Origin of the sequence: Streptomyces sp. NPDC006335 (genome assembly GCF_040612795.1) — a bacterium.
Taxonomy (GTDB): Bacteria; Actinomycetota; Actinomycetes; order Streptomycetales; family Streptomycetaceae; genus Streptomyces.
The window spans coordinates 422,321-443,276 of the sequence record NZ_JBEXQX010000004.1 but is presented as its reverse complement, the minus strand read 5'-3'; the positions used below and the strand labels follow the sequence as shown (position 1 = coordinate 443,276).

Genomic DNA, 20,956 nt, shown 5'->3' with positions numbered 1-20,956 from the left:
CGAGTACGGGCGCGCAGGGGGCCCTGCCGAAGAATCGCATCAGCCACCGGAACACCCGCACAGAGAGTCGGCCGACATGAAGGCATTCGTCGTCGAGAAGTACGGCAAGGACGGCGTCCGCGCCGCGGAGGTACCCGAGCCCACCGTCGGAGCCCGCGACGTCCTGGTCAAAGTCAGCGCCGCCAGCGTCAACCCGCTGGACAAGATGGTCCGCAACGGGGAGTTCAAGCAGCTCCTGAAGTACAAGCGTCCGTTCGTGCTCGGCCACGACGTGGCGGGCGTCGTGACGCGGGTCGGCTCCGCCGTGCGCGGCTTCGAGGTCGGCGACGAGGTCTATGCCCGTCCGCGCGACCTGCGGGTGGGGGGCTTCGCGGAGTTCATCGCGATCGACGTGGACGATGTGGCCCCCAAACCCGCCTCACTCACCCTCGAAGAGGCAGCCGCGGTGCCGTTGGTGGCCCTGACGGCCTGGCAGATCCTCGTCGACCGCGCCCACGTGAAACCGGGGCAGAAGGTGCTCGTCCACGCCGGTGCCGGAGGCCTGGGGTCGACGGTCATCCAGCTCGCCAAGCACCTGGGCGCCACGGTGGCGACGACCGCGAACACCAGGTCCGAGGAGCTGGTCAGGAGCCTCGGCGCCGATGTCGTCGTGGACTACACCAAGGAGGACTTCTCGAAGGTGCTGTCCGGCTACGACCTGGTGCTGGACTCCCTGGGCGGGGCGAACCTCGAGAAGTCGCTGACCGTACTGAAGCCCGGCGGCCTGGCCGTCAGCGTCGTCGGCCCGCCGGACGCCGGGTTCGCCAAGCAGCTCGGCGCGCCTTCCGTCCTGGCGCTGGTCATGAACACCCTCAGCCGCAAGGTCCGCAAGCAGGCCAAGGCGCTGGGCGTGCGCTACGAGTTCCTCTTCATGCAGGCCAACGGCTCCCAGTTGCGCAAGCTCAGTGCCCTCTACGACAGCGGGAAGCTCCGCCCGGTCATCGACAGCACCTTCCCCTTCGACCGGACACTCGAGGCGATGGCGCACGTCGAGCAGGGCCGCACCAAGGCCGGCAAGGTCGTGGTCTCGATGGCGCCCGGCAAGGACTGAGACGCGGCAGGCGACAGCCCTTCGTTCCGGCACGATCGTCCGGGGGGCGACCCCGTCAGCCATCGAATGGCAACCATGCCGCAGAGAGCCGCAGTTGCAGGGGCCCTGCGCCGTTCCGGACGCGGTGTGCCCGCGGCACAGCGCCGCGCGGCTCAAACACCCGCGCGAACTGTCCCGCGCCGCCCCGACCCCGACGGATCGTCCCTCGCCACGACTCGGCGCTGGACGCCCGCAACCGCGCAAGGCGATGCCCTGCGCACGGCGGACCTGCTCACGAGGCCCCGCTCACGAGGACCCGCTCACGAGGACCCGCTCACAGCGGCCCTACCCACAACGGCTCTGCTCACAGCGGACCCACTCACAGCGGCCCTCCCCACGGCGGACCCGCTCAGGAGGGCAGCGTCTCCCCGCCGATTGACGCACGTTCCCAGGTGGGAGCGCGGTCCTTGTCGACCAGGGCGGCACGGACGCCCTCCAGGAAGTCCGGCGTGCGGATGGTCGTGCGCGTGAGGGCGAGTTCGGCGTCGAGACACTCACGCAAGGTGCGCTGCCTGCCCCGGGCCAGCAAGGCGTGGGTGATCTCCAGGCTCTGCGGCGAAGCGGATCGCAGGGATCGCAACGCGGCTGCCGCCCAAGGGGTGTCGAGCCGGTGCAGGCGCTTCTCGATCTCGCCGAGGGTCGAGGCGCCGAAAGCCCGGTCCACGTCCCCGCGTACCTCCGCCAGACTGCTCTCCGCCACCGGGGAACGGCCGGCGAGACGGTTCAGGACGATGTCCACCGGCTCGTCGGGGCTGTCGGCCAGGGCGTCTCCCACCGTGTCCAGCTGGTCCGAGGGAACGAAATGCGTGGCCAGCCCCGTGTACAACGCATCGGCCGCGTCGATCCGCTGCCCGGTCAGCCCCAGGAACATGCCGATCGCTCCGGGCAGCCTCGGCAGGAAGTAGCTCGCCCCGATGTCCGGGAAGAACCCGATCCCGGTCTCGGGCATCGCCAGCACCGCGCGTTCGGTGACGACACGGAAGCCGCCGTGGACCGACAGCCCGAGACCGCCACCCATGCACAGGCCGTCGATGAGCGACACGACCGGCACGGGATACTCGGCGATCCGCGCGTTGAGCCGGTACTCGGAGGCGAAGAACCGCTCACTGGCCTCGGCATCGCCCGCGAGGCTGTGCTCGCGGATCGTGCGGATGTCCCCACCGGCGCAGAACGCCTTCGTGCTGGTACTGGCGAGCACCACGGCGGACAGCGGCTCGTGCGCCCATGAGGCGAGCGCACGGTCGATGGCGGAGACCATCTCTGCGGTCAGGGCGTTGAGCGCCTTGGGCCGGTTCAGCAGGAGGCGGCCGACACCCCGGTGGACGTCGGCGAGAATCTCGCCCGCAGTGGTATCAGGCATGGCTCGTCATCCCGTCCCCGCGGACCTGGCTGTCGTGGCCATCACGTCAGTCGTGGCCATCACGTTCCTTGACTCGGCGTCGTGCCGTTCGAGGGATAGGCACCTCAAGATCCTTGCACAGGGCGCGGAGCATGCCGACGTCCTTGCCGACGGTCACGGCAGGGCTCCGGCACAGCCTTCGCCACCCCCGCTGCGGACGCGTCCACCGACGACACCCAGACGGCAGACCGAACTCCTCACCACGACATCGCCTCCATGAGGGTCGACCTCCTCCCTTTGAGTTTACTTTTCCATACTCAGCCACTAGCGTCACGACCGGCACATCGACCCGGCTGCCGCGAGGAACCCCGGCACGGCATCCGCCCCGGAAGGAGCACCACCATGGGAGTAAGCCCCGAGGCGCACGAGTTCGCGGAGTTCCTCGCGAGTGTGAGCGCGAGGTAGTCGACACCGGGCCTCGACCTGGCCGTCATCCGTGACATCGTCGACTCGAACCACAAGGCGTCGACCGAGCCGGAAGGCGTCACCTACGCCGAAGTGGACGCGGGCGGTGTCCCCGCCCTGTGGGCCATCCCCGAAGGTGCCGATCCCGACCGCGCGCTGCTCCACTTCCACTTCGGCGGATCGGTCACCGCCTCGATGCACTCCGACCGCAAGGCCGCGGGCCACATCGCGAAGGCGGCCGGCGCCCGCTCGCTGGTCGTGGACTTCCGCCTGGCGCCCGAACACCCCTACCCGGCGTGTGTACGACACCGTTCGCAAGCAACCACACCACCGTCCCGAGGCCACAAAGGAGTGCGCGATGGGAACGTACGAGGATGTCTTCCGCGCCAGTACCGAGGACCCGGAGCGCTTCTGGCTGCGGGCGGCGGAAGCCATCGACTGGGATGTCGCTCCGCAGCGCGCCCTGGACTCCTCGGGCGCCCCCTTCTACCGCTGGTTTCCGGACGGGCGGCTCAACGTCTGCTTCAACGCACTCGACCGGCACGTCGAGGCCGGCCGGGGTGAACAGCCCGCGCTCGTCCACGACTCACCCGTGACCGACACCCGACGCACCTACACCTACGCGCAGTTGAGGGACGAGGTGGCCGCCTTCGCCGGAGCACTGGCGGGGCTCGGGGTGGGGCACGGCGACCGGGTGGTGATCTACATGCCGATGGTCCCCGAGGCTGTCGTCGCGATGCTGGCCTGCGCGCGGATCGGCGCGGTGCACTCCGTCGTCGTCGGCGGGTTCGCCCCGCGCGAACTCGCCCTGCGCATCGACGACGCGGCCCCCAAGGTCGTGGTCTCCGCCTCCTGCGGCATCGAGGGCAAGCGGGTGATCGCGTACAAGCCCCTGCTCGACCAGGCGATCCAACTCGCGGCCCACAAGCCGGAGAAGAGCGTCATCCTGCAACGCCCGCAGGAACCGGCCGAGTTGGGCCCTGACGATCTCGACTGGACGGACCTGGTGGCCGCCGCGTCCCCGGCGGACTGCGTTCCCGTTCCCGCCACCGATCCCCTGTACATCCTCTACACGTCCGGAACGACCGGAAAACCCAAGGGAGTCGTCCGCGACTGCGGCGGCTACGCGGTCGCCCTGCACTGGTCGATGGGCGCCGTCTACGACGTGGGCCCGGGCGAGACCATGTTCACCGCCTCCGACGTCGGCTGGGTCGTCGGGCACTCGTACATCGTCTACGGGCCCCTGCTGGCCGGCGCCACCACCATCCTGTACGAGGGCAAACCGGTCGGCACACCGGACGCCGGCCAGTTCTGGCGCGTGGCCGCCGAGCACCGGGCCACGATCATGTTCACCGCCCCCACCGCCTTCCGGGCCATCCGCAAGGAGGACCCGAAGGGAACGCTCACCGCCGACCACGACCTGACCGGCCTGCGCCATCTCTTCCTCGCCGGCGAACGCCTCGACCCCGAGACCTACCACTGGGCGAGCACTCTCCTGGGCATCCCGGTGATCGACAACTGGTGGCAGACCGAGACCGGCTGGCCCATCGTCGCCAACCCGGTCGGCATCGAGGCCGCTCCCGTCAAACCCGGCTCCCCCACCCGCCCGCTCCCGGGCTGGGACGTCCGCGTCCTCGACCCCTCGGGCGAGCCGGTGCCCGCGGGCGTCGACGGCGCGATCGTGGTGAAGCTTCCCCTGCCGCCCGGCGCGCTGCCCACCCTCTGGAACGACGACGACCGCTACGTCGCCTCCTACCTCTCCGCCTACGACGGTTACTACCTCACCGGCGACAGCGGCCACATCGACGACGACGGCTACGTCTTCGTCATGGGCCGCACCGACGACGTCATCAACGTCGCCGGACACCGACTCTCCACCGGAAACATGGAGGAGGCCCTGGCCGCCCATCCCGATGTCGCCGAATGCGCCGTCATCGGCGTGGCCGACGCACTCAAGGGCCAGATCCCGCGCGGCTTCGTCGTCCTGAAAGCCGGCATCAGCCGCGACACGACCGAGGTCGAGGCCGAACTCGTCCAGCTCGTACGCGAGCGCATCGGCGCAGTCGCCTCCCTCAAGGACGTCGCCGTCGTGGCCGCCCTGCCCAAAACCCGCTCGGGAAAGATCCTGCGCAAGACGATGCGCGGCATCGCCGACGGCCGCGACGAACCCATTCCTTCCACGGTGGACGACCCGGACGTGATCGAGACCCTCCGCCCGGTTCTCCGCCGCACCGGTCACACGCCCGGAACGTCTGCCCCGTGACGGACCGGCCGGCAGCAGGATGGCCATGGTCACGCCTGCGCTACGCCGGCCGAGAGCAGGCACCGTGCGGGCAGCCCGAGGTCAGAGGGGAAGCGAACGCCTGCCCCGCCTGCCCGGCCGGGTGACCCGCGCAAGCCGGCGCCCCGGCAACCGGGCAACCGGGCAACCCGAGGAGCTACGGCCGTCGCCGACGCGCGTCACCGCCGCCAAGAATCACCCTCAAGAGGAAGGCACCGGGAAGAGCATGCAGCTACTGGTGGCGTGGGCGAGCAGCCGGTCCGTCCCGTCGACCAACTGCGCCTGCGCGAGGGCGGTTTGGCGCCCCTTGCTGACGACCGTGCCGATCGCCCGCACCGTACCCGTGTCCACGGTGATCCGGCGAAGGAACTTCACCGTCAAGTCCAGCGAGGTGTACGCCATGCCTTGCGGCAGGGTGGACTGAACGGCGCAGCCCGCAGCCGAATCGAGCAGGGTGGCGAAGATGCCGCCGTGCACGCTGCCGATCGGGTTGTAGTGCTCCTCCCCCGGCGTCAGCGAGAAGACCGCCCGGCCGGGCTCCACCTCGTCCAGGGTGAAGTCGATGGAGTAGTTGATGGGCGGCCCCGGCAGTCGGCCCTCCTGCAGCTCACGCAGGAAGTCGAGGCCGGCCATGCGCCCGGCGGCTTCCGCCAGGATCGCGGGGTCTTCCCATTGATACGTACGTGTTCGTCCCACGACCGAGCGCCTTCCCGTCTGACTTTTACAAATGAAGCTAGCCGTGGGCTCACCTGACTGTCAATGATGAAGCCAGGCCCTTACGATGGCGGGATGCAGTGGCTTGAGGCGAGCACGGAGAACTGCCCCGTCCAGCGCACGCTCGACGTGGTCGGAGAGAAATGGACCCTGTTGATCCTGCGTGACGCCATCAACGGAGTCCGCCGCTTCGACGACTTCCACCGGCACATCGGTCTTTCGGAAGCCGTCCTCAGCGACCGCCTCCGCAAACTGGTGTCGTCCGGCGTCCTGAAGGCCGTCCCCTATCGGGAAGCGGGCAGCCGCTCCCGCAACGAGTACCGGCTGACCCGCAAGGGCTGGGACCTGTGGCCCGTCCTGATGGCGCTGAGCCAGTGGGGCGAGGCGTACGCCGTCGGCCCCGAGGGCCCTGTACTGGACGTCCGCCACGCCGACTGCGGCGCTCCGCTCCGCGTCGTCGTCGAGTGCTCCGCGGACCACTCCGCCCTCACCCCCGGGGACGTCACCGCCCGGCTGGGGCCGGGCGCCCGCCTCCGGCCCTGAGTCATCTGGCACGAGGCGATGGCATGGAGCGGTGATCTCAGGAAGCGAACGGAGGAAGCTCGTGCGCTACGCCAAGGAGCACAAGCAGGTGACCCGGCAACGGATCATCGAGAAGTCCGGCCAGCAGTTCAAGCAGGACGCACTTCGCTTCCAAGGACGACCTCGTCGCCCACGTCGTGGCCGACCAACTGTCCTCGAGTCCGGCGCGGCCGGGCCGCAGGGTGTCGTACACGGCGATCTGCGTGCGCCGGGCACCGGATGCCCCTCCGCCGCCCTGCTCGACGAGATCGGCCGCTGCGAGGACGCGACCAAGCAGGCCTACACCGACGGTGCACGAGGCATCCTGGACGAGATCGCCGCCCGCCTGTCACCCGAGGATCCGAAGTCCGCTCGCGGGAAGGCCATCGGGCTCTACACCATGATGGTGGGCACGCTGCAGCTGTCCCGCGCCCTCTCCGACCGGAAGTTCGCCGACGAGATCCCTGAGCAGGGCATCGAGAACGGCCTCGCCCTCATCGGCCGAGTGTCGCCAGGACGACGACTCAGGCCCCCGCACGGTCACCGGGTGCCTCCCGGCCAGGAACACCCCTCGGGTGTGACGGCCCCGGACACCGGCCTGGTCATCGCCCGACTTCCGCGCAGTGAGCGGGGCAGCCACTCCGCCCACTATCGCTCGAGGAACTCGAGAGCCGTCTGCACGAACTGGTCGTGGAACTGGAAGATGCCGCCGTGGCCGGCGTCGGGATAGATCACCAACTCGCTGTTCGGCAGGCGCCGGGCCAGGTCGTGCGAGTTCTTCGTCGGGACCATTCTGTCGCTCTCGCCATTGGCGACGAGCACGGGCTGCTTGACGGCGGAGAGATCGTGGGGCTTCTCCAGGCCCCAGCGGTGAATGGCCTTGAGCTGGTTGTTGTACGCGATGGGGGAGATCGCCTTGTCCCGGTCGTGGGTGCGCTCCTTGAGGCGGGCCAGGAACTCCTTCCCTGCGCGACGCCCGTTCGCGGTGCGGGTGAAGAAGAGGAACTGCTTGGGGTCCTGGAGGGTGAACAGGGCCCGGACGGTGTCGAGGTGGGACAGCACCGTCACGTTCTTGACGCCCTCGCCGCCCGCGGGACCGGTGCCGCTGAGAATCAGCCTGCGGACGAGCTGCGGGTCGGTCTCCACGATCACCTGGGCGATCATGCCGCCCATCGAGAAGCCGTGGACGTCGACGTGTTCGAGCCCGAGGGCCCGGATGAAGGTGACGGCGTCCTTCGCCATCGCCTGAATGGTGCGCGGCGTGGAACCGGTGCTGGCGCCGACGCCCCTGTTGTCGAAGGTGATGACCCGCCGCTTGGCGGCGATGCCGTCGACGACCCGCGGGTCCCAGTTGTCGAGGACGGCGGCGAGGTGGGTGAGGAAGACCACCGGGACGCCGGACCGGGGACCGAGATCCCGGTAGGCGAAGGTCACTCCCCCGGCGGTGACAGTGCGGGTCGGCGCGTTCTTGTACGACGTCACCACGCCGCCTCGTACGTCCTGTGAATCAGTCACGGTCGTGCCCTTCGATGTGGGGGTCCCTGCGAGGCGCCCCCTCCCAGGAGGGGAGGAGCAGAGCAGCTACCTGCGTCTCCTGACTGCGGCGGCAGTCCGCGGAGTCGACGGTCAAAGGCTGTGGGATTGAGCGCCTCAGCGGTCGAGCCCCTCGGCATCACGTCGATGATTGAAGTATGACCATACTTCTAAGCGCGTGGCAAGTCTGCGAGCCGACGACATGACGCCGCCGCCGGAATCGCGAATCGGTGCCGTGAACGGTCTCGCCCCCATGCCGCCGAGCCATCGCTTCACGACCCGGCGGGCGCGGGCCAGAGCCGGACGCCACGGGGAACGTCGGCCCGAGTTGCGACGGGACCAGCACCGGAGCCCATACGACCCCTGTCCGCCCGCCCGACAGAGTCGGCCCGCTTTGAGCTCCTGGAAACATCAGGGCACCCACGGCGCGCGCACGCTCCTGCCAGCCGGCCAACCGGCCAACCGGCCAGGCAGGCATGGACCACCCCCGGGGACCACCCCCTACCCGGAGTCACCGACCGCCCGGCCGGCCCTGATCGCGGAACCGTGCACCAATCCCACAAGCAGACGCCCCGCACGACCACGCGACACCGCCCACAAGAGCGGAGCGGCGACCATCACTCCCGTAACGACCTGTTGGCGAACGGCTAGGACGACCGGATGGCGCCCAGCCCGAACACACTCGACCTGGCCGCCCGCCTGCCCCACAGCGAACTCATCCCCCTCCACCCGGATACCGGGCACGGGGATGTCTTCCAGTACCACGATGACTTCGTGTCCCGGGCGCGTGGTCTCTCGAGTCCTGAAGCCGGAGCGGCTGTCGCGGAAGTGGGATCTCGGGGCCGTCGAATAGAGGCCCGCCGCCCAGCGCCCTGCCGACCGCCTGTCGGCCGGTTGGGCAGAGAGGTGGGCAGACACCGTCGAGGGTGACCCAGCTCCGGCCGCCGGGTCGCCGCTGGTCAAGTCGGCGGCGACTGCCGTTTCCGCGGCCTGCTCGGGTGCTCTGCCCTTACGCCCGCCCCGGTCCCCGACGAGCTGGTACGGCCTCGCGCGGTGCCGGAGCATCACCTCCGGGGGGCGGCGGGGCGGTGGAGTTGCGCAGCACGAGGTCGGTACCCACCTCCATGTGCTCCATGAGCAGCTGCTGCCCCTCGATGAGGGACAGCAGCGCGCGGGCCGCCTTCTGGCCCATGTCGTGCAGCGGCTGCCGCACGGTGGTCAGGCCCGGGAAGCTCTGCGCCGCCTGGGGGAGGTCGTCGAAACCGACGACCGAGAAGTCGGTCGGCACGTTCAGTCCCAGCGCCCGTGCGGCGTCGATGGAGCCGAGGGCCATCAGGTCGGCGCCCGCGACGATCGCCGTGGGGCCGTGGTCGGTGATGAGGCGGGTGGCCGTCCGGAATCCGCAGGCGTAGGAGAAGTCGCAGGACGCGACCAGATTCTCGTCCACCTCCAGGCCGGCGAGCCGCATCGCGTCCTCGAAGCCCTGGAAGCGGATGGAGGTGCTCTCGAGGTCCTCCTCGCCACGGAGGTACGCGATCCGGGTGTGGCCCAGGTCGATCAGGTGCTGGGTGCCGGCACGCATGCCGTGGTAGTTGTCGACGGTCAGGCGGGGCAGCGGTACGTCCATGCGCCGGGGGTCGATGACCACACAGGGGAGGTTCTGGCGGCGGAGGAGTTTCACCGTCTCGTCCTCCAGGACCGGCGCGATCATCAGGACGCCGTCGACCAGCCCGCGCCCGAGGAACTCGATCCGGTCCTTCTCGCGCACCGCGTCGTGGTAGGAGGCGTTGACCAGCAACTCCTGCTCGGCGCTGGCCAGTTCGTCGGCGACCCCGCGCAGGATCTCCAGTCCGTACTGGCTGGTCAGGTCCAGGGCGATGAGGCCGACGAGTCCGGTGCGGCCGGCCTTGAGGTTGCGGGCCGAGACGTTCGGCCGGTAGCCGAGCCTGCCCGCGACCTCCATGACGCGGCGGCGGGTCTCCTCGGAGGCCCCCGGCTTGCCGTTCATGACGTTGGACACGGTCATCGCGGAGACGCCGGCCGCTTCGGCCACCTGCGCGATGGTCACCCGCCCTGTCACTCCCACTCCTTCTGTCTGCCGAGCCTGAGCCGAACCAGATCTCCGGCCATCCGGGGTCACTCTTCCACGGTCTCGGGGAAACTTCCAGGAAACTGTAACGATAAGGCTGAAGAGTCAGCGGGCGCATGCCAGTTGAGCGGAGGGTGCGCGGCACCTCCAGTCGGTCGCAGCCACCACGCGAGATTGCGTCTAGATGTCACCTAAGTTTTGCGTTACAGTTCCCGGCCATCGGCGGTAACGATCGCCGCAACTCGGGTCCACCGGCCCTTTTCACCCGCTTCAGCGCTGTACCGACACGGAGACGGCCGAGCGGAGCGATCCCCTACATACATGACAAGTCGGTCCATGCCGACGATGGACGAGGTGTGCAATGAAGCATTCTGGGAGACGTATCGCGGTCACCACCACGGTCGCGGCCATGGCGTTGACGCTGGCCGCGTGCGGAAGCGGGTCGAGCGGCGCGTCGAGCGACGGCACCGTGACCCTGCACGTGGAGGCGTGGAAGGGCGGTGGCGCGGAGCCGGCGAACGTCGCGGAGATCAACAAGGCGTTCGAGAAGGCCCACCCGAAGATCAAGATCGACTTCGAGTACATCACCGCGAACGACACCTACGTCCAGAAGCTCCAGCCCGAGCTGCTCGGCGGCAAGGCCGGTGACGTGATCATGGTGGACACGGACAAGATGAGGAAGTGGGGCGCCTCCGGCTACCTGGCCGACCTGTCCCAGGAGTCGTGGGCGGGCAGGATAGCCCCGGACGCCAAGCCCTTCGCGCAGTCCGACGGCAAGACGCTCGCCATGCCGATGGAGCTGATCGGCATCGGTCTGTACGCCAACATGGATCTGCTGAAGAAGGTGGGCGTCACCGAGGTCCCCGCCGACTGGCCGACCTTCCTCGCCGACCTCGCCAAGCTCAAGAAGGCCGGCATCGACCCCATCGCGCTGCCCGACAAGTCCGGCTGGACCGGCAGCTCCGTCTTGCAGGCGAGCGGCTCGACCGTCGTCTACCAGAAGAACAAGCAGTGGGACGCCGACTTCCTCGACGGCAAGGCCTCCTTCGACCCGGACTGGCAGGGCCCGCTGGACCAGCTGAAGACCCTGGAGGACAAGGGGTACATCAACTGGAAGAACGAGCTCGGCGTCGACGAGTGGTCGCAGGGCCCTCAGAACTTCAGCGCCGGCAAGAGCGCCTTCTGGTACCAGGGCGCGTGGCAGGTCGCCAACATCAAGAAGGCCGGATTCCCTGTCTCCTTCGCCCCCTGGCCGGGCGGTGCCGCGGGCACCAAGCCCAACGGGATGCTCTTCTCCGGCACCATGTGGGCCGTCAACTCCCAGTCCCAGCAGGGTGACGCGGCACGCAAGTACGTCGACTTCTGGTCCCAGAACGCGAACCTCGCCAAGTACCTCGCGGCCGAGAACGCGCAGTCGCCCTTCACGGGTGGGCTGAGCCCCGAGGGCACCGAGACCACGGCCTTCACCGACGCCTTCAGGGAAGGCCGTTACCGGATCCTGCCGTCCAACTCCTGGTACGGCGCGACCGCCGAGACCGCGATCGGCTCGAAGATCCAGGCGTTCCTGCTGGGCAAGGCCTCTACCGCGCAGACGCTCAAGGACATCCAGACCGAGGCGAACGCCAAGTAGCCCGGCCGACCCGGCCCATCCGGCCCCCTGGTCAGCCGTGGCGGGGGCTGCGGTCAGCGACTCCTGACCGCACCCCGCACGGCCACTTCGGGCAAGAGGAGAATCCCCGTGTTCCACCGACGGCGCGCCACCATGGCCGCCTTCCTGCTGCCGGCGGTCGCCGTGTACGGCACGTTCATGCTGTACCCGCTGGCCCGCGGCGTCTATCTGAGCATGACCGACAGCCTCGGCGGCCCGATCGCCCACTTCGTCGGCACGGACCAGTACCGGGCCATGGCCGACGACCCGGACGTCACCGCGGCCCTGTGGCACACCGTCCTGTACGCGACGGTCGTCGTCATCGTCCAGAACGGTCTCGGTCTGCTCTTCGCGAGCCTGCTCTTCCGACGGCCGAGGATCCGCAAAACGCTCAGCGTGGTGCTGCTGACCCCCACCCTCGTCTCACCGGTGATGGCAGCCTTCATCTGGTCGTACCTGTTCGCCCCGGACGGCGGCATCAACGCGATGCTGGGGCTGTTCGGACTCGACTCGCTGCAGCACGTCTGGCTCGGCGACACCTCCACCGCCCTGTACTCGGTGGCCGCGGTCAACATCTGGATGTTCGCGGGGTATTCGTGCGCCATCTTCCTGGCCGGCTACATGAGTGTGCCGACCGAGCTCCTCGACGCGGCCGCGGTCGACGGAGCGGGCGGCTGGCGACGGTTCTGGAACGTGGAGTGGCCGATGCTGGCCCCCGCGCTGACCGTGAACGTGACCCTCAGCCTCATCGGCTCGCTCAAGGTCTTCGAGTTCCCCCTGGTGCTCACCAACGGCGGTCCGGCCGGAGCCACCGAGACGCTGACCACCCTCGTCTACCGGAACGTCTTCGGCGGCGGGAAGTTCGCCTTCGGCGTCGCCATCTCCGTACTCCTCCTGGTGACCGTGGTCGTCCTGTCCAGCGCCACCTCCTCCCTGCTGCGCCTCCGCGAGCGACGAATCTGACGGGCGGAAACCAACATGACCTCCAACACCCTTCCCCCCAGGACGACTCGGCGGGCCGCTCCCCGGCCACCGTCCCGCAGCACGTCCAGCGCGTCGTCCGGCACCGCCCGGCGCGGGGTGGCCGGCGCCCTGGGCACCGCACTGCTCTGCCTCGGCGTGCTGGTGTTCGCCCTGCCGTTCCTGTTCACCATCGTCACCTCGCTGCGCACCGCGGCAGACGTCGCCCAGGCCCCGCTCGGCATCCCGCACACCTTCACCCTGAAGAACTTCTCCGACGCCTTCGGACAGATCCACTACGGACGCAGCGCCCTGAACACGCTGCTCATCACGGGCCTGTCCTGCGTGAGCATCACCGTGCTCGGCTCCCTGGCCAGTTACCCGCTGGCCCGCATCACTCAGAGCTGGTCGACGTGGGCGTACCGGCTGTTCATCCTGGGCACGTCGGTACCGGTCTTCGTCGTGGTGGCGCCGCTGTACCTGCTGATGAGGGACCTGAACCTGCTGGACAACTACGCGGGCGTGGTCTTCGTCTACACGGCGATGTACCTGCCGGTCGCCGTGTTCTTCTACACCAGCTTCATCCGCTCGATCCCCATGGACATCGAGGAAGCCGCGGCGCTCGACGGATGCGGAGCCTTCCGCACCTTCTTCACCATCATCCTGCCGCTGCTGCGCCCGATCACCAGCACGCTGCTGACCTTCGTCTGCCTCCAGGTCTGGAACGACCTGATCGTTCCCCTGGTGTTCCTCCAGGACCCCGCCAAGCGGACCGTCATGGTGAACGCCTACTCGTTCATCGACCCGCACACCGTGCAGCCGACGACCCTGTTCCCGGCCGCCCTGCTCGGCGTCCTGCCGCTGTTCCTGATCTTCATCTTCCTCCAGCGCCATGTGGTCGCCGGCATGTCCGCCGGAGCCGTCAAGGCCTGATTCCGGGGCTCCGCGAGATCCGGATGCCCGAGGCCTTGAGCTCCTGACGCTGGACCCCACACCGGTTCACCCGCCGACGTCCCGGGTGCCCCGCCCTGCCCGCCCGACCGTCTCCGCACGCACCTCGCACGCTCCGACCTCCCCCTGATGTCCTGGAAGGACCCCCCGCCGATGTACGTGGTCTCCTACTTCACCGACGCCGACGAGGCACTGCATCTGGCCTACAGCCATGACGGCGAAACGTTCCTGCCGGTGAACGACGGCCACCCCGTCCTGCGGGGCACGGTCGGCACCGGCAGACTGCGGGATCCGTTCATCGGGGTCGGCCCCGACGGCCTGTTCCATCTGCTCGCCACCGACGGCTGGACGAGCCCCCACATCGTCCACGCCACCTCCGCCGACCTGCTCGACTGGTCCGAGCAGCGACTCCTGCCGGCGATGGCCCCGGTGGCGGGCGCCCTCAACGCCTGGGCCCCGGAGTTCTTCCTGGACCGCCGGACCGGCCTGTACCACCTCATCTGGTCGTCGGTCGTCGAACCGGGCGGCACCGCGGAGGGCCGCGACTTCGAGCACAACGGGCAGGACCACCGCATCTGGCACCGCACCACCGACGACTTCCGCACCTTCTCGGCGCCCAGCCTCTTCTTCGACCCCGGTCACTCGGTCATCGACGCCACCGTGCGGGAGGCGGACGGCGGCGGATTCCTCATGGCCTTCAAGGACGAGCGCGGGGTGAACGACCTCACCACCTCGCACAAGGACATCCACGTGACCACCTTCGACGTCCCCGGCGGCCCGTACACCATGTCCAAGGGACCGGTCACGCCGTCCTTGGTGGAAGGCCCGTCGCTGTTCCGCCGGAACGGCGAATGGATCATGATCTACGACCACTTCCTCGAAGGGCGATACGGAGCGGCCCGCAGCACGGACGGAGTGGACTGGGAGCCGGTCTCCCTGAGTCTGCCGTCGGGCATGCGGCACGCCTCCGTCCTCGAGACGCCCCTCCCGACCTCGCTCCCGGCGCGGTAGAGCGGCCACGGATTCCGGGCGGGCGTCCACGTCTCGGCCGACCCGCCCGGTGCAGGAAGGTCCGCGTCACAATCGGCGGCGCGGAGACTCGATCACCCAGCAAGGAGCGTCGCAATGAAGCGTCGCAGTCCGACGCGTCCGGTCCGCCGGGCATCACGCGTCCTGGCTCTCCTCGCCACGATGGCGGGAGCACTCCTGGTCCCGGCCCACACGGCGATGGCGGCGGGCACCACCTACTACGTCGACTGCTCGGCCGCCACCAACGGCACCGGCACACAGAGCAGCCCCTGGAACTCGGTCAGCGGCGTCAACGGCACCACGTTCGGCGCGGGTGACAGCATCCTGTTCGCCGCCGGCACCACCTGCACCGGCCAGCTCGCCCCGGGCGGCTCGGGCACCTCCGGCAGCCCGATCACCATGGGCTCCTACGGCACCGGCGCCAAGCCGGTGATCAACGCCAACGGCGCCACCGGCCCCGTCATCCACCTGCTCAACCAGCAGTACTGGGAGATCGGCGGCCTGGAGCTGACCAACGCGGCCGCCTCGCCGAACTACCGCTCCGGCGTGCTGGCGGAGAACGCCTCCGGCGGGATCCTGCACCACATCCGGGTGCACGACATGTACATCCACGACATCACCGGCTACGGCGGCGGCTGGTACGCCACCAACGCCGGCGTGGGCATCCAGACCAACCACACCACTCCCGTCTCCACCTGGGACGACGTGGTCGTCGAGAACAACACCTTCGACCACGTCGACCGCATCGCCGTCGCCGTCACCCCGGACGGGGACGGCCAGGGCACCGGCCTGACCACCGGCACGGTCATCCGCGACAACACCATGACCTACGACGGCGCCGACGACATCCTCGTCGTCAAGAACGACGGTGCCCTCATCGACGGCAACAAGGCGGGCTACGGCGGCGCCAAGAGCACCTGTCCGCCGTCCGGCCAGTACTGCAACGGCGCCTCGGCCGGCATCTGGATGTCCGGCAGCAACGACACCGTCGTCCAGAACAACGAGGTCTACTGCCACGTCAACGGCGCCGACGGCACCGGCTACGACGTGGACTGGGGCAACCACAACACCACGTTCCAGTACAACTACAGCCACCAGAACCTCGGCGGCTTCATGCTCGTCATGCCGCCCTTCTCCATCGCCAACGAGCCCACCTCGACCGTCCCCAGCGACGGCACGGTGATCCGCTACAACATCAGCGAGAACGACGGCACCAACGCGGGCTGCCCCACCTCCGGCACCCCGACCCACGGCACCGGTGTCTTCCACTTCGTCGGCAACATCCCGAACAAGAGCGGCAGTTCGTCCGCCGTACCGCTCATCTACAACAACAGCATCTACGTCAACAAGAGCAGCCTGAACACCCCGGTCCTTTACTCCCGCAAGGGCGGGAGCGTCACCGGAACCCTCTCCTTCCGCAACAACGCCGTCTTCAACTACGGCACCGGCGGCTACTTCACCACCAGCGCCGGCTCCGTCTACTCCAACAACCTCTTCTACGGCAACCACCCCTCGTCCGAACCCGCCGACGCGGCGAAGGTCACGGCCGACCCTCAGTTCCGCAACCCGGGCAACGCGAACGGCTCGTCCTCCTACACGGGCGCGAACGCCTACCAGATCCACCCGTCCTCGCCGGTGGTCAGGGCCGGCGCGGTCATCAGCGGCAACGGCGGCCAGGACGCCTTCGGCAACGCCGTCTCCGCGACGGCCGCGCCCAACATCGGCGCGTACAACGGCACCGGCGGCAACCTCGCCTCCAACGCCGGTTTCGAGACCGGCACGTTGAGCCCCTGGGTGAACAGCGGGGCGGCACCGTCCGTCACCTCCTCCAACGCCCGCACCGGCACCTACGCGCTGACCACCCAGGCAAGCGGCAGCGGCGCCAACCTGAACCTGACCGGTCTGAGCCCCAACACCACGTATCTGCTGACCGGTTGGGCCAAGGTGGCGAACGCCGGCGAAACCCTCGCCATAGGCGTCAAGAACTACGGCGGCACGGAGACGTTCACCAACGTGGCGACGACGTCGTACACCCAGGGCGCGATCGTCTTCACCACCGGCTCCTCCAGCACCACCGCCACCGTCTACTGCTGGAAGAACACCGGCGGCACGGGCGCCGGCTACTGCGACGACCTCGCGGTGGAGGCACTGCCGTCCGCCACCAACGCCCTCACCAACCCGGGCTTCGAGACCGGCGCGCTGAGCCCCTGGGCCCAGAGCACCGGAACGGCGTCCGGCGTGGTCGCGTCGAACGCCCGCAGCGGCACGTACGCCCTGCAGACCGCGGCAAGCTCCAGCGGCGCGATCCAGACGGTCAACGGCCTCACCTCCAGCGGCACCTACCTGCTGGCGGCCTGGGCCAAGGCGGCCACCGCCGGTGAGGAGGTGGCGGTCGGCGTGAAGAGCTTCGGCGGCACGGAGACGTACCTGCGGACCTCGACCACGTCCTACGCCCAGCAGCCCATCTTCTTCACCACGGGCGCCACCGCCACCTCGGCCGGGGCGTACTGCTACAAGAACGCCGGCTCGTCCGCCGGTTACTGCGACGACTACACCCTGATCAAGCTCCCCTGACCGTCACCGACCGAGAAGGAAGGGACCCTCCCTCACGCACGGCGGGCCGGACACATCCGGCCCGCCGTGCGCGTGCGATCACGAGCGGTCGGCGGTCGGCTGCGCTTCTTGGCTGTGTGCCGCCGATGAAGGGCCGTCAGCAGGCTCTCGATCCCGGCTGCGAACTCCGTTTTGTTGTCCTATGCGGCGATGTCGACGCCATAGCCACGGGCCAGTTCGGCCAGGCCAAAGTCGTAGCCCTGCCCGACGGCACGCAGCCGCCAGCCTTCTCCTCGGCGATAGATCTCGGCGAGGATCATGGTGCGCTCGGTGGTGGCGGCGTCGAGCGTGGCCCGGGCGGTCGGAGCAGCCCCGACCCCGCAAGTGACGGCGATCTCGATGGCTCCGACCTCGGAGAAAGTCGCGGCACCGTCGATCGCGGCGGCGACGACCACCCGGTGGATCTCCAGGGGGAGGCGCTCCAGGTCGGCGGTGACGGCCTGCTCGGTCGGGCCGTCCGTGCCGAGGCTCACCGTGCCATCGGGGTGCTCGGGTGCGCCGTAGAAGACGAAGTCCTCATCCCCTCGCACCTGTTCGTTCGCGTCGACCGCGAAGGCGACGACGTCCACGTCGCAGACCGTCTGCTGACGCCATGTGGCGGCCACCGTCCAGGCTGAGCCGGTGTCGGACAGATCGATGACAGCCCCTCGAACCAGTACCGCTGCCGCGTCCGGCGGGTTTCCGGCCGCCTGCTGTGCCGGCGCGGGCATGAGCGTGGGGGTGGGTGCGAGCAGCCAGGCGGCGTCGTGGACGGGGAGGCCGAGCGTGGCGATGCGCGCCATGCGCCGGTCCGCTTCGCCGCCGGGCAGCACGACGACGTCGGACACGCTCGCGGAGAGGTTGACCGCCACGGAGGCTCCCAGGGCGACAGCACGCGCACGCGCGTCGGCCGCCTCGTCGTGGGTGCCGCCCAGGACCAGGACCCTGCGGCCGGTCAGCGACCGACCCGCACCGGCAGGGGAGGGAGTCGGTGCCGCGGTCCGCTGTGCCGGAAGACTCGTCGCCGGCGGTGCGGTGGGTACGCTCGCGGGCGTCTCCACGGCACGGCGCTGCCGGGCGGTGCCCTTGGCCTGACCGGGCCGCACGCTCTCCAGCAGCCGCAGGAATGTCGGCTCATCCACGACCGGAACTCCCTCGTCCGCGGCGCGATTGAGCTTGGCGGATCCGGCGCCGGGGTCATTGGTGACGACGACGCTGGTCTGGCCGCTGACCGAGGTCATCACGTTCAGCCCTGCCGCCACCGAGCGGGCGACCAGTTCCTCGCGGGAGACCCGGGTGTCCCCCGTGATGGCGACCTTCATGCCCTGTGCGAGGGTTCCACCGGGCTCCAGCCGACCCGGATTTCGGTACGCGCACGGCGTCTTGGGGACGTACGGCTTGTGGTCCTGACGCGGCGGGCAGTCCAGAAGGGGCAGGGAAAGGCCCAGCCGCTCGGCCGCGCTCAACGAACCGCGCAGAATGCCGGACAGCACCCGTACGTCGTCCCGCGCGTCGTGGGCTTTCTCCTGGCGCACGCCGTAGTGCTCGGCGAGCGTGCCCAACGTGAGATCCGGTGTCGCGGGTGCGACCAGGCGGTTGAGGGCCAGCGTGCACAAACGCTTACCGACCGGCGCCCAGGATCGGGCGTGAGCGAACTCGTGGGCCAGGAAGTCGTAGTCGAACTGGGCGTTGTGAGCGACCAGGACACGACTGCTGAGCAGTTCCCTCACCTGCGGCGCAATCGTCTCGAAGGTGGGAGCCCCTGCGAGCCGGGCGGAGGTGAGGCCGTGGATGTGCACCGGGCCCGGATCGCAACCCGGGTTCAGGAGCGTGGAGAACTCCCCCGTCCGATTGCCGTGTGCGTCCAACGTGAGGATCGCGAGGGACAGGACACGGTCCCGGCCCGGTCTCAGCCCGGACGTCTCCACGTCCACCAGCGCCCAGTCGTGGACGTAGTCGGCAAACGTGGGCCATTTCGGGCTCGACGTCAGCAGGACCATACGAGGCTCCCCTCCCCCGGTGCGCGGCGGGCAGCACACCCTCCCCACGGTGATGATCGATCAGGGGGATTTTCGCACGCACCGGGAGCCGTTCGTCGAGGTTCCGCAGCGGAGAGCCGAGAGCAGAACGTGTGCGGCTCAGGCCCAGGCCGTCACCGGCACGAAGGAACTGTCCTGCCGGAACAGGTCCGTCCCCGCCGTCCGCTCCACGCGGAGCTGGTAGTTGTAGTGGCGCAGGTAGTACCCGGGATAGTTGTACGACTCCCAGCGGATCGCCCCCGAGGACGTACCCGTGCGGGCGATGAACGTCGCGTCCCTGGCGAAGGTCGAGGTGCCGTCGTTGGCGTCGAAGCGGCCGCGGAAGTCCCAGTGGCGCAGGTAGTTGCCGGAGGAGTCGCGGAAGGAGTAGCCGCTCGAGTCGGCGAGGCCCGCGACGACCGTGAAGGTGGACGCCGTCTTCTCGGCGGCCGTGCTGGAGGCGGTCACGACCGGGAGGTTGAGCAGCGAGGACTGGTTCTGCCAGTAGCGGGTGGTGTAGTTGGCCGACCGGAAGGACCGGGTGACGTTCTTCGCGAGCGAAGGGCCGCCGGAGACCGTCTCCTTGATGACCGTGAAGTGGCGGGCGGTGCCGGAGACGACCGGGAGCGCGGTCGGGGCCGACCAGGTCGCGAAGGTGTCGTAGCTGTCGCTGTAGTAGTACTTGCCGTCGCCGTAGCCGTCGAAGAAGATCCGCCAGCCGCCGTTGTCGAGCTGGATGACGGACGGGCCCTCGCGGTAGCTGCCCCAGCCGGCCCAGTCGCCGGTCCTGGTGATCGTGTAGGGGCCCGTGAGGGAGGACGCCGTCGCGTACTCGATGTACTTGGTCGTCTCGTTCTTCGTGAAGGCGTGGTACGTCGAGCCGGTGCGCACGATGTACGTGTCGATGTGGTTCGCGCCGATGCCGGACAGGGCGACCGGTGAACTCCAGGCCGTCAGCGCCGAGTTGGTCGCCCTCAGTCGGTACGGGGTGAAGATCCACTCGTCGCTGGTGACCGAGCAGGACACGATGACGTTCACACTGCCGTCGCTGTCGACGAACCACTCCGGCGCCCACGCGCGGGACAGGTTGGCGATGGGGACCGTGTAGTCGTACAGGAAGGTCCAGTTGGCCCGGTCGGAGCTGCGTGCGAAGCCGATCGTGGTGCTGACGTCCTGCCAGGTGTGGGTCGTGTACGTGAGGTAGTAGTAGCCGTCGGTGTGCTTGAAGACGCTCGCGTCGCGGATCCTGTTGCTGGGCGGGGTGTAGGCGGAGGACTTGAGCAGCCGGAAGTCCGTGGCGTCGTCGGACTGGTAGACGTTCACGGTGCCGTCGTTGCTGTTGAGGAACGGCACGATCGTGTAGCGGGTCGCGGAACCGCTCGGCGGGGCGGCGGCGAAGGCCGTGCCGGGCAGTTCGCCCAGCAGGACGGCGGAGGCGGGCAGGGCCGCCATCGCGCGCAGCAGGGTGCGGCGGGACGCTGCGGGGGGTCGTGTGGTCACGGGCGGCTCTCCTCGAACAGGAACAGGACGCGGCTCTGGCGATCCAAGGTGTGGGGGTGTCCGATATTCCGAACGAGGTTCGGAAAGTCGATCAGAAGGTAGGGCCGAGGCATACACGAGTCAATGCTTTGCGCAGGAACAGGTGTG

General features: G+C 69.0%; 14 protein-coding genes and 2 pseudogenes. 10 read left to right on the top strand and 6 right to left on the bottom strand.

From position 1 onward, the window contains the following. The first annotated feature begins 76 nt into the window (after nt 1–76). On the top strand, nt 77–1,090 hold the full coding sequence (locus ABZ098_RS15820; RefSeq protein ID WP_356591242.1) for an NADP-dependent oxidoreductase: 1,014 nt from the start codon (nt 77–79) through the stop codon (nt 1,088–1,090). Nucleotides 1,091–1,478: 388 nt separating this feature from the next. Here ABZ098_RS15820 and ABZ098_RS15815 read toward each other — a convergent pair whose 3' ends face one another. Continuing rightward, the gene (locus ABZ098_RS15815; RefSeq protein WP_356591240.1) at nt 1,479–2,489 is read right to left on the bottom strand and encodes an enoyl-CoA hydratase/isomerase family protein; all 1,011 of its coding nucleotides are present in this window, start codon (nt 2,487–2,489) and stop codon (nt 1,479–1,481) included. A gap of 537 nt (nt 2,490–3,026) precedes the next feature. On the opposite strand from ABZ098_RS15815, the pseudogene ABZ098_RS15810 reads away from it, so the two are divergent. Beyond that, a pseudogene (locus ABZ098_RS15810) lies at nt 3,027–3,227 on the top strand (alpha/beta hydrolase fold domain-containing protein); the annotation flags it as partial. Nucleotides 3,228–3,291: 64 nt separating this feature from the next. Further along, nucleotides 3,292–5,196 (top strand): AMP-binding protein, encoded by a 1,905-nt coding sequence (locus ABZ098_RS15805; protein WP_356591238.1) that lies wholly within the window; start codon nt 3,292–3,294, stop codon nt 5,194–5,196. Nucleotides 5,197–5,415: 219 nt separating this feature from the next. On the opposite strand, the gene ABZ098_RS15800 is transcribed toward ABZ098_RS15805, so the two are convergent. After that, nucleotides 5,416–5,910: a PaaI family thioesterase gene (locus tag ABZ098_RS15800; protein ID WP_356591236.1), complete on the bottom strand. Its 495-nt coding sequence runs from the start codon at nt 5,908–5,910 to the stop codon at nt 5,416–5,418. Between the two features lie 93 nt (nt 5,911–6,003). On the opposite strand from ABZ098_RS15800, the gene ABZ098_RS15795 reads away from it, so the two are divergent. Both ABZ098_RS15795 and ABZ098_RS15790 read left to right on the top strand, forming a co-directional pair. Continuing rightward, entirely contained in the window at nt 6,004–6,471 is a 468-nt protein-coding gene (locus tag ABZ098_RS15795) for a helix-turn-helix domain-containing protein (RefSeq protein ID WP_356591234.1), read from the top strand. A gap of 34 nt (nt 6,472–6,505) precedes the next feature. Continuing rightward, nucleotides 6,506–6,982, top strand: a pseudogene (locus ABZ098_RS15790) (TetR/AcrR family transcriptional regulator); the annotation flags it as partial. A gap of 155 nt (nt 6,983–7,137) precedes the next feature. Here the strand turns inward: ABZ098_RS15790 and ABZ098_RS15785 are convergent. Next, entirely contained in the window at nt 7,138–8,004 is an 867-nt protein-coding gene (locus tag ABZ098_RS15785; protein ID WP_356591232.1) for an alpha/beta hydrolase, read from the bottom strand. Nucleotides 8,005–9,031: 1,027 nt separating this feature from the next. After that, the gene (locus tag ABZ098_RS15780) at nt 9,032–10,102 is read right to left on the bottom strand and encodes a LacI family DNA-binding transcriptional regulator (RefSeq protein WP_356591230.1); all 1,071 of its coding nucleotides are present in this window, start codon (nt 10,100–10,102) and stop codon (nt 9,032–9,034) included. 370 nt (nt 10,103–10,472) lie between these two features. Here ABZ098_RS15780 and ABZ098_RS15775 point away from each other — a divergent pair, with 370 nt between their 5' ends. The 5 genes from ABZ098_RS15775 to ABZ098_RS15755 all read left to right on the top strand — a co-directional run bounded on the left by ABZ098_RS15775 (nt 10,473) and on the right by ABZ098_RS15755 (nt 17,273). Further along, complete coding sequence (locus ABZ098_RS15775; protein ID WP_356591228.1) at nt 10,473–11,741, top strand: extracellular solute-binding protein; 1,269 nt, start codon at nt 10,473–10,475, stop codon at nt 11,739–11,741. A gap of 108 nt (nt 11,742–11,849) precedes the next feature. Next, nucleotides 11,850–12,722 (top strand): sugar ABC transporter permease, encoded by an 873-nt coding sequence (locus tag ABZ098_RS15770; RefSeq protein ID WP_356591226.1) that lies wholly within the window; start codon nt 11,850–11,852, stop codon nt 12,720–12,722. Nucleotides 12,723–12,737: 15 nt separating this feature from the next. Continuing rightward, nucleotides 12,738–13,652: a carbohydrate ABC transporter permease gene (locus tag ABZ098_RS15765; protein ID WP_356591224.1), complete on the top strand. Its 915-nt coding sequence runs from the start codon at nt 12,738–12,740 to the stop codon at nt 13,650–13,652. A gap of 147 nt (nt 13,653–13,799) precedes the next feature. Then, complete coding sequence (locus ABZ098_RS15760; protein ID WP_356591222.1) at nt 13,800–14,681, top strand: glycoside hydrolase family 43 protein; 882 nt, start codon at nt 13,800–13,802, stop codon at nt 14,679–14,681. Nucleotides 14,682–14,795: 114 nt separating this feature from the next. Further along, the gene (locus tag ABZ098_RS15755; RefSeq protein ID WP_356591220.1) at nt 14,796–17,273 is read left to right on the top strand and encodes a carbohydrate binding domain-containing protein; all 2,478 of its coding nucleotides are present in this window, start codon (nt 14,796–14,798) and stop codon (nt 17,271–17,273) included. Nucleotides 17,274–17,452: 179 nt separating this feature from the next. Here the strand turns inward: ABZ098_RS15755 and ABZ098_RS15750 are convergent, their stop codons facing one another. Then, a complete protein-coding gene (locus ABZ098_RS15750) occupies nt 17,453–19,291 on the bottom strand; it encodes a TerD family protein (RefSeq protein WP_356591218.1) in 1,839 nt (612 codons plus the stop codon). Nucleotides 19,292–19,429: 138 nt separating this feature from the next. Further along, nucleotides 19,430–20,809: a glycoside hydrolase family 43 protein gene (locus ABZ098_RS15745; protein ID WP_356591216.1), complete on the bottom strand. Its 1,380-nt coding sequence runs from the start codon at nt 20,807–20,809 to the stop codon at nt 19,430–19,432. Nucleotides 20,810–20,956: the final 147 nt, after the last annotated feature.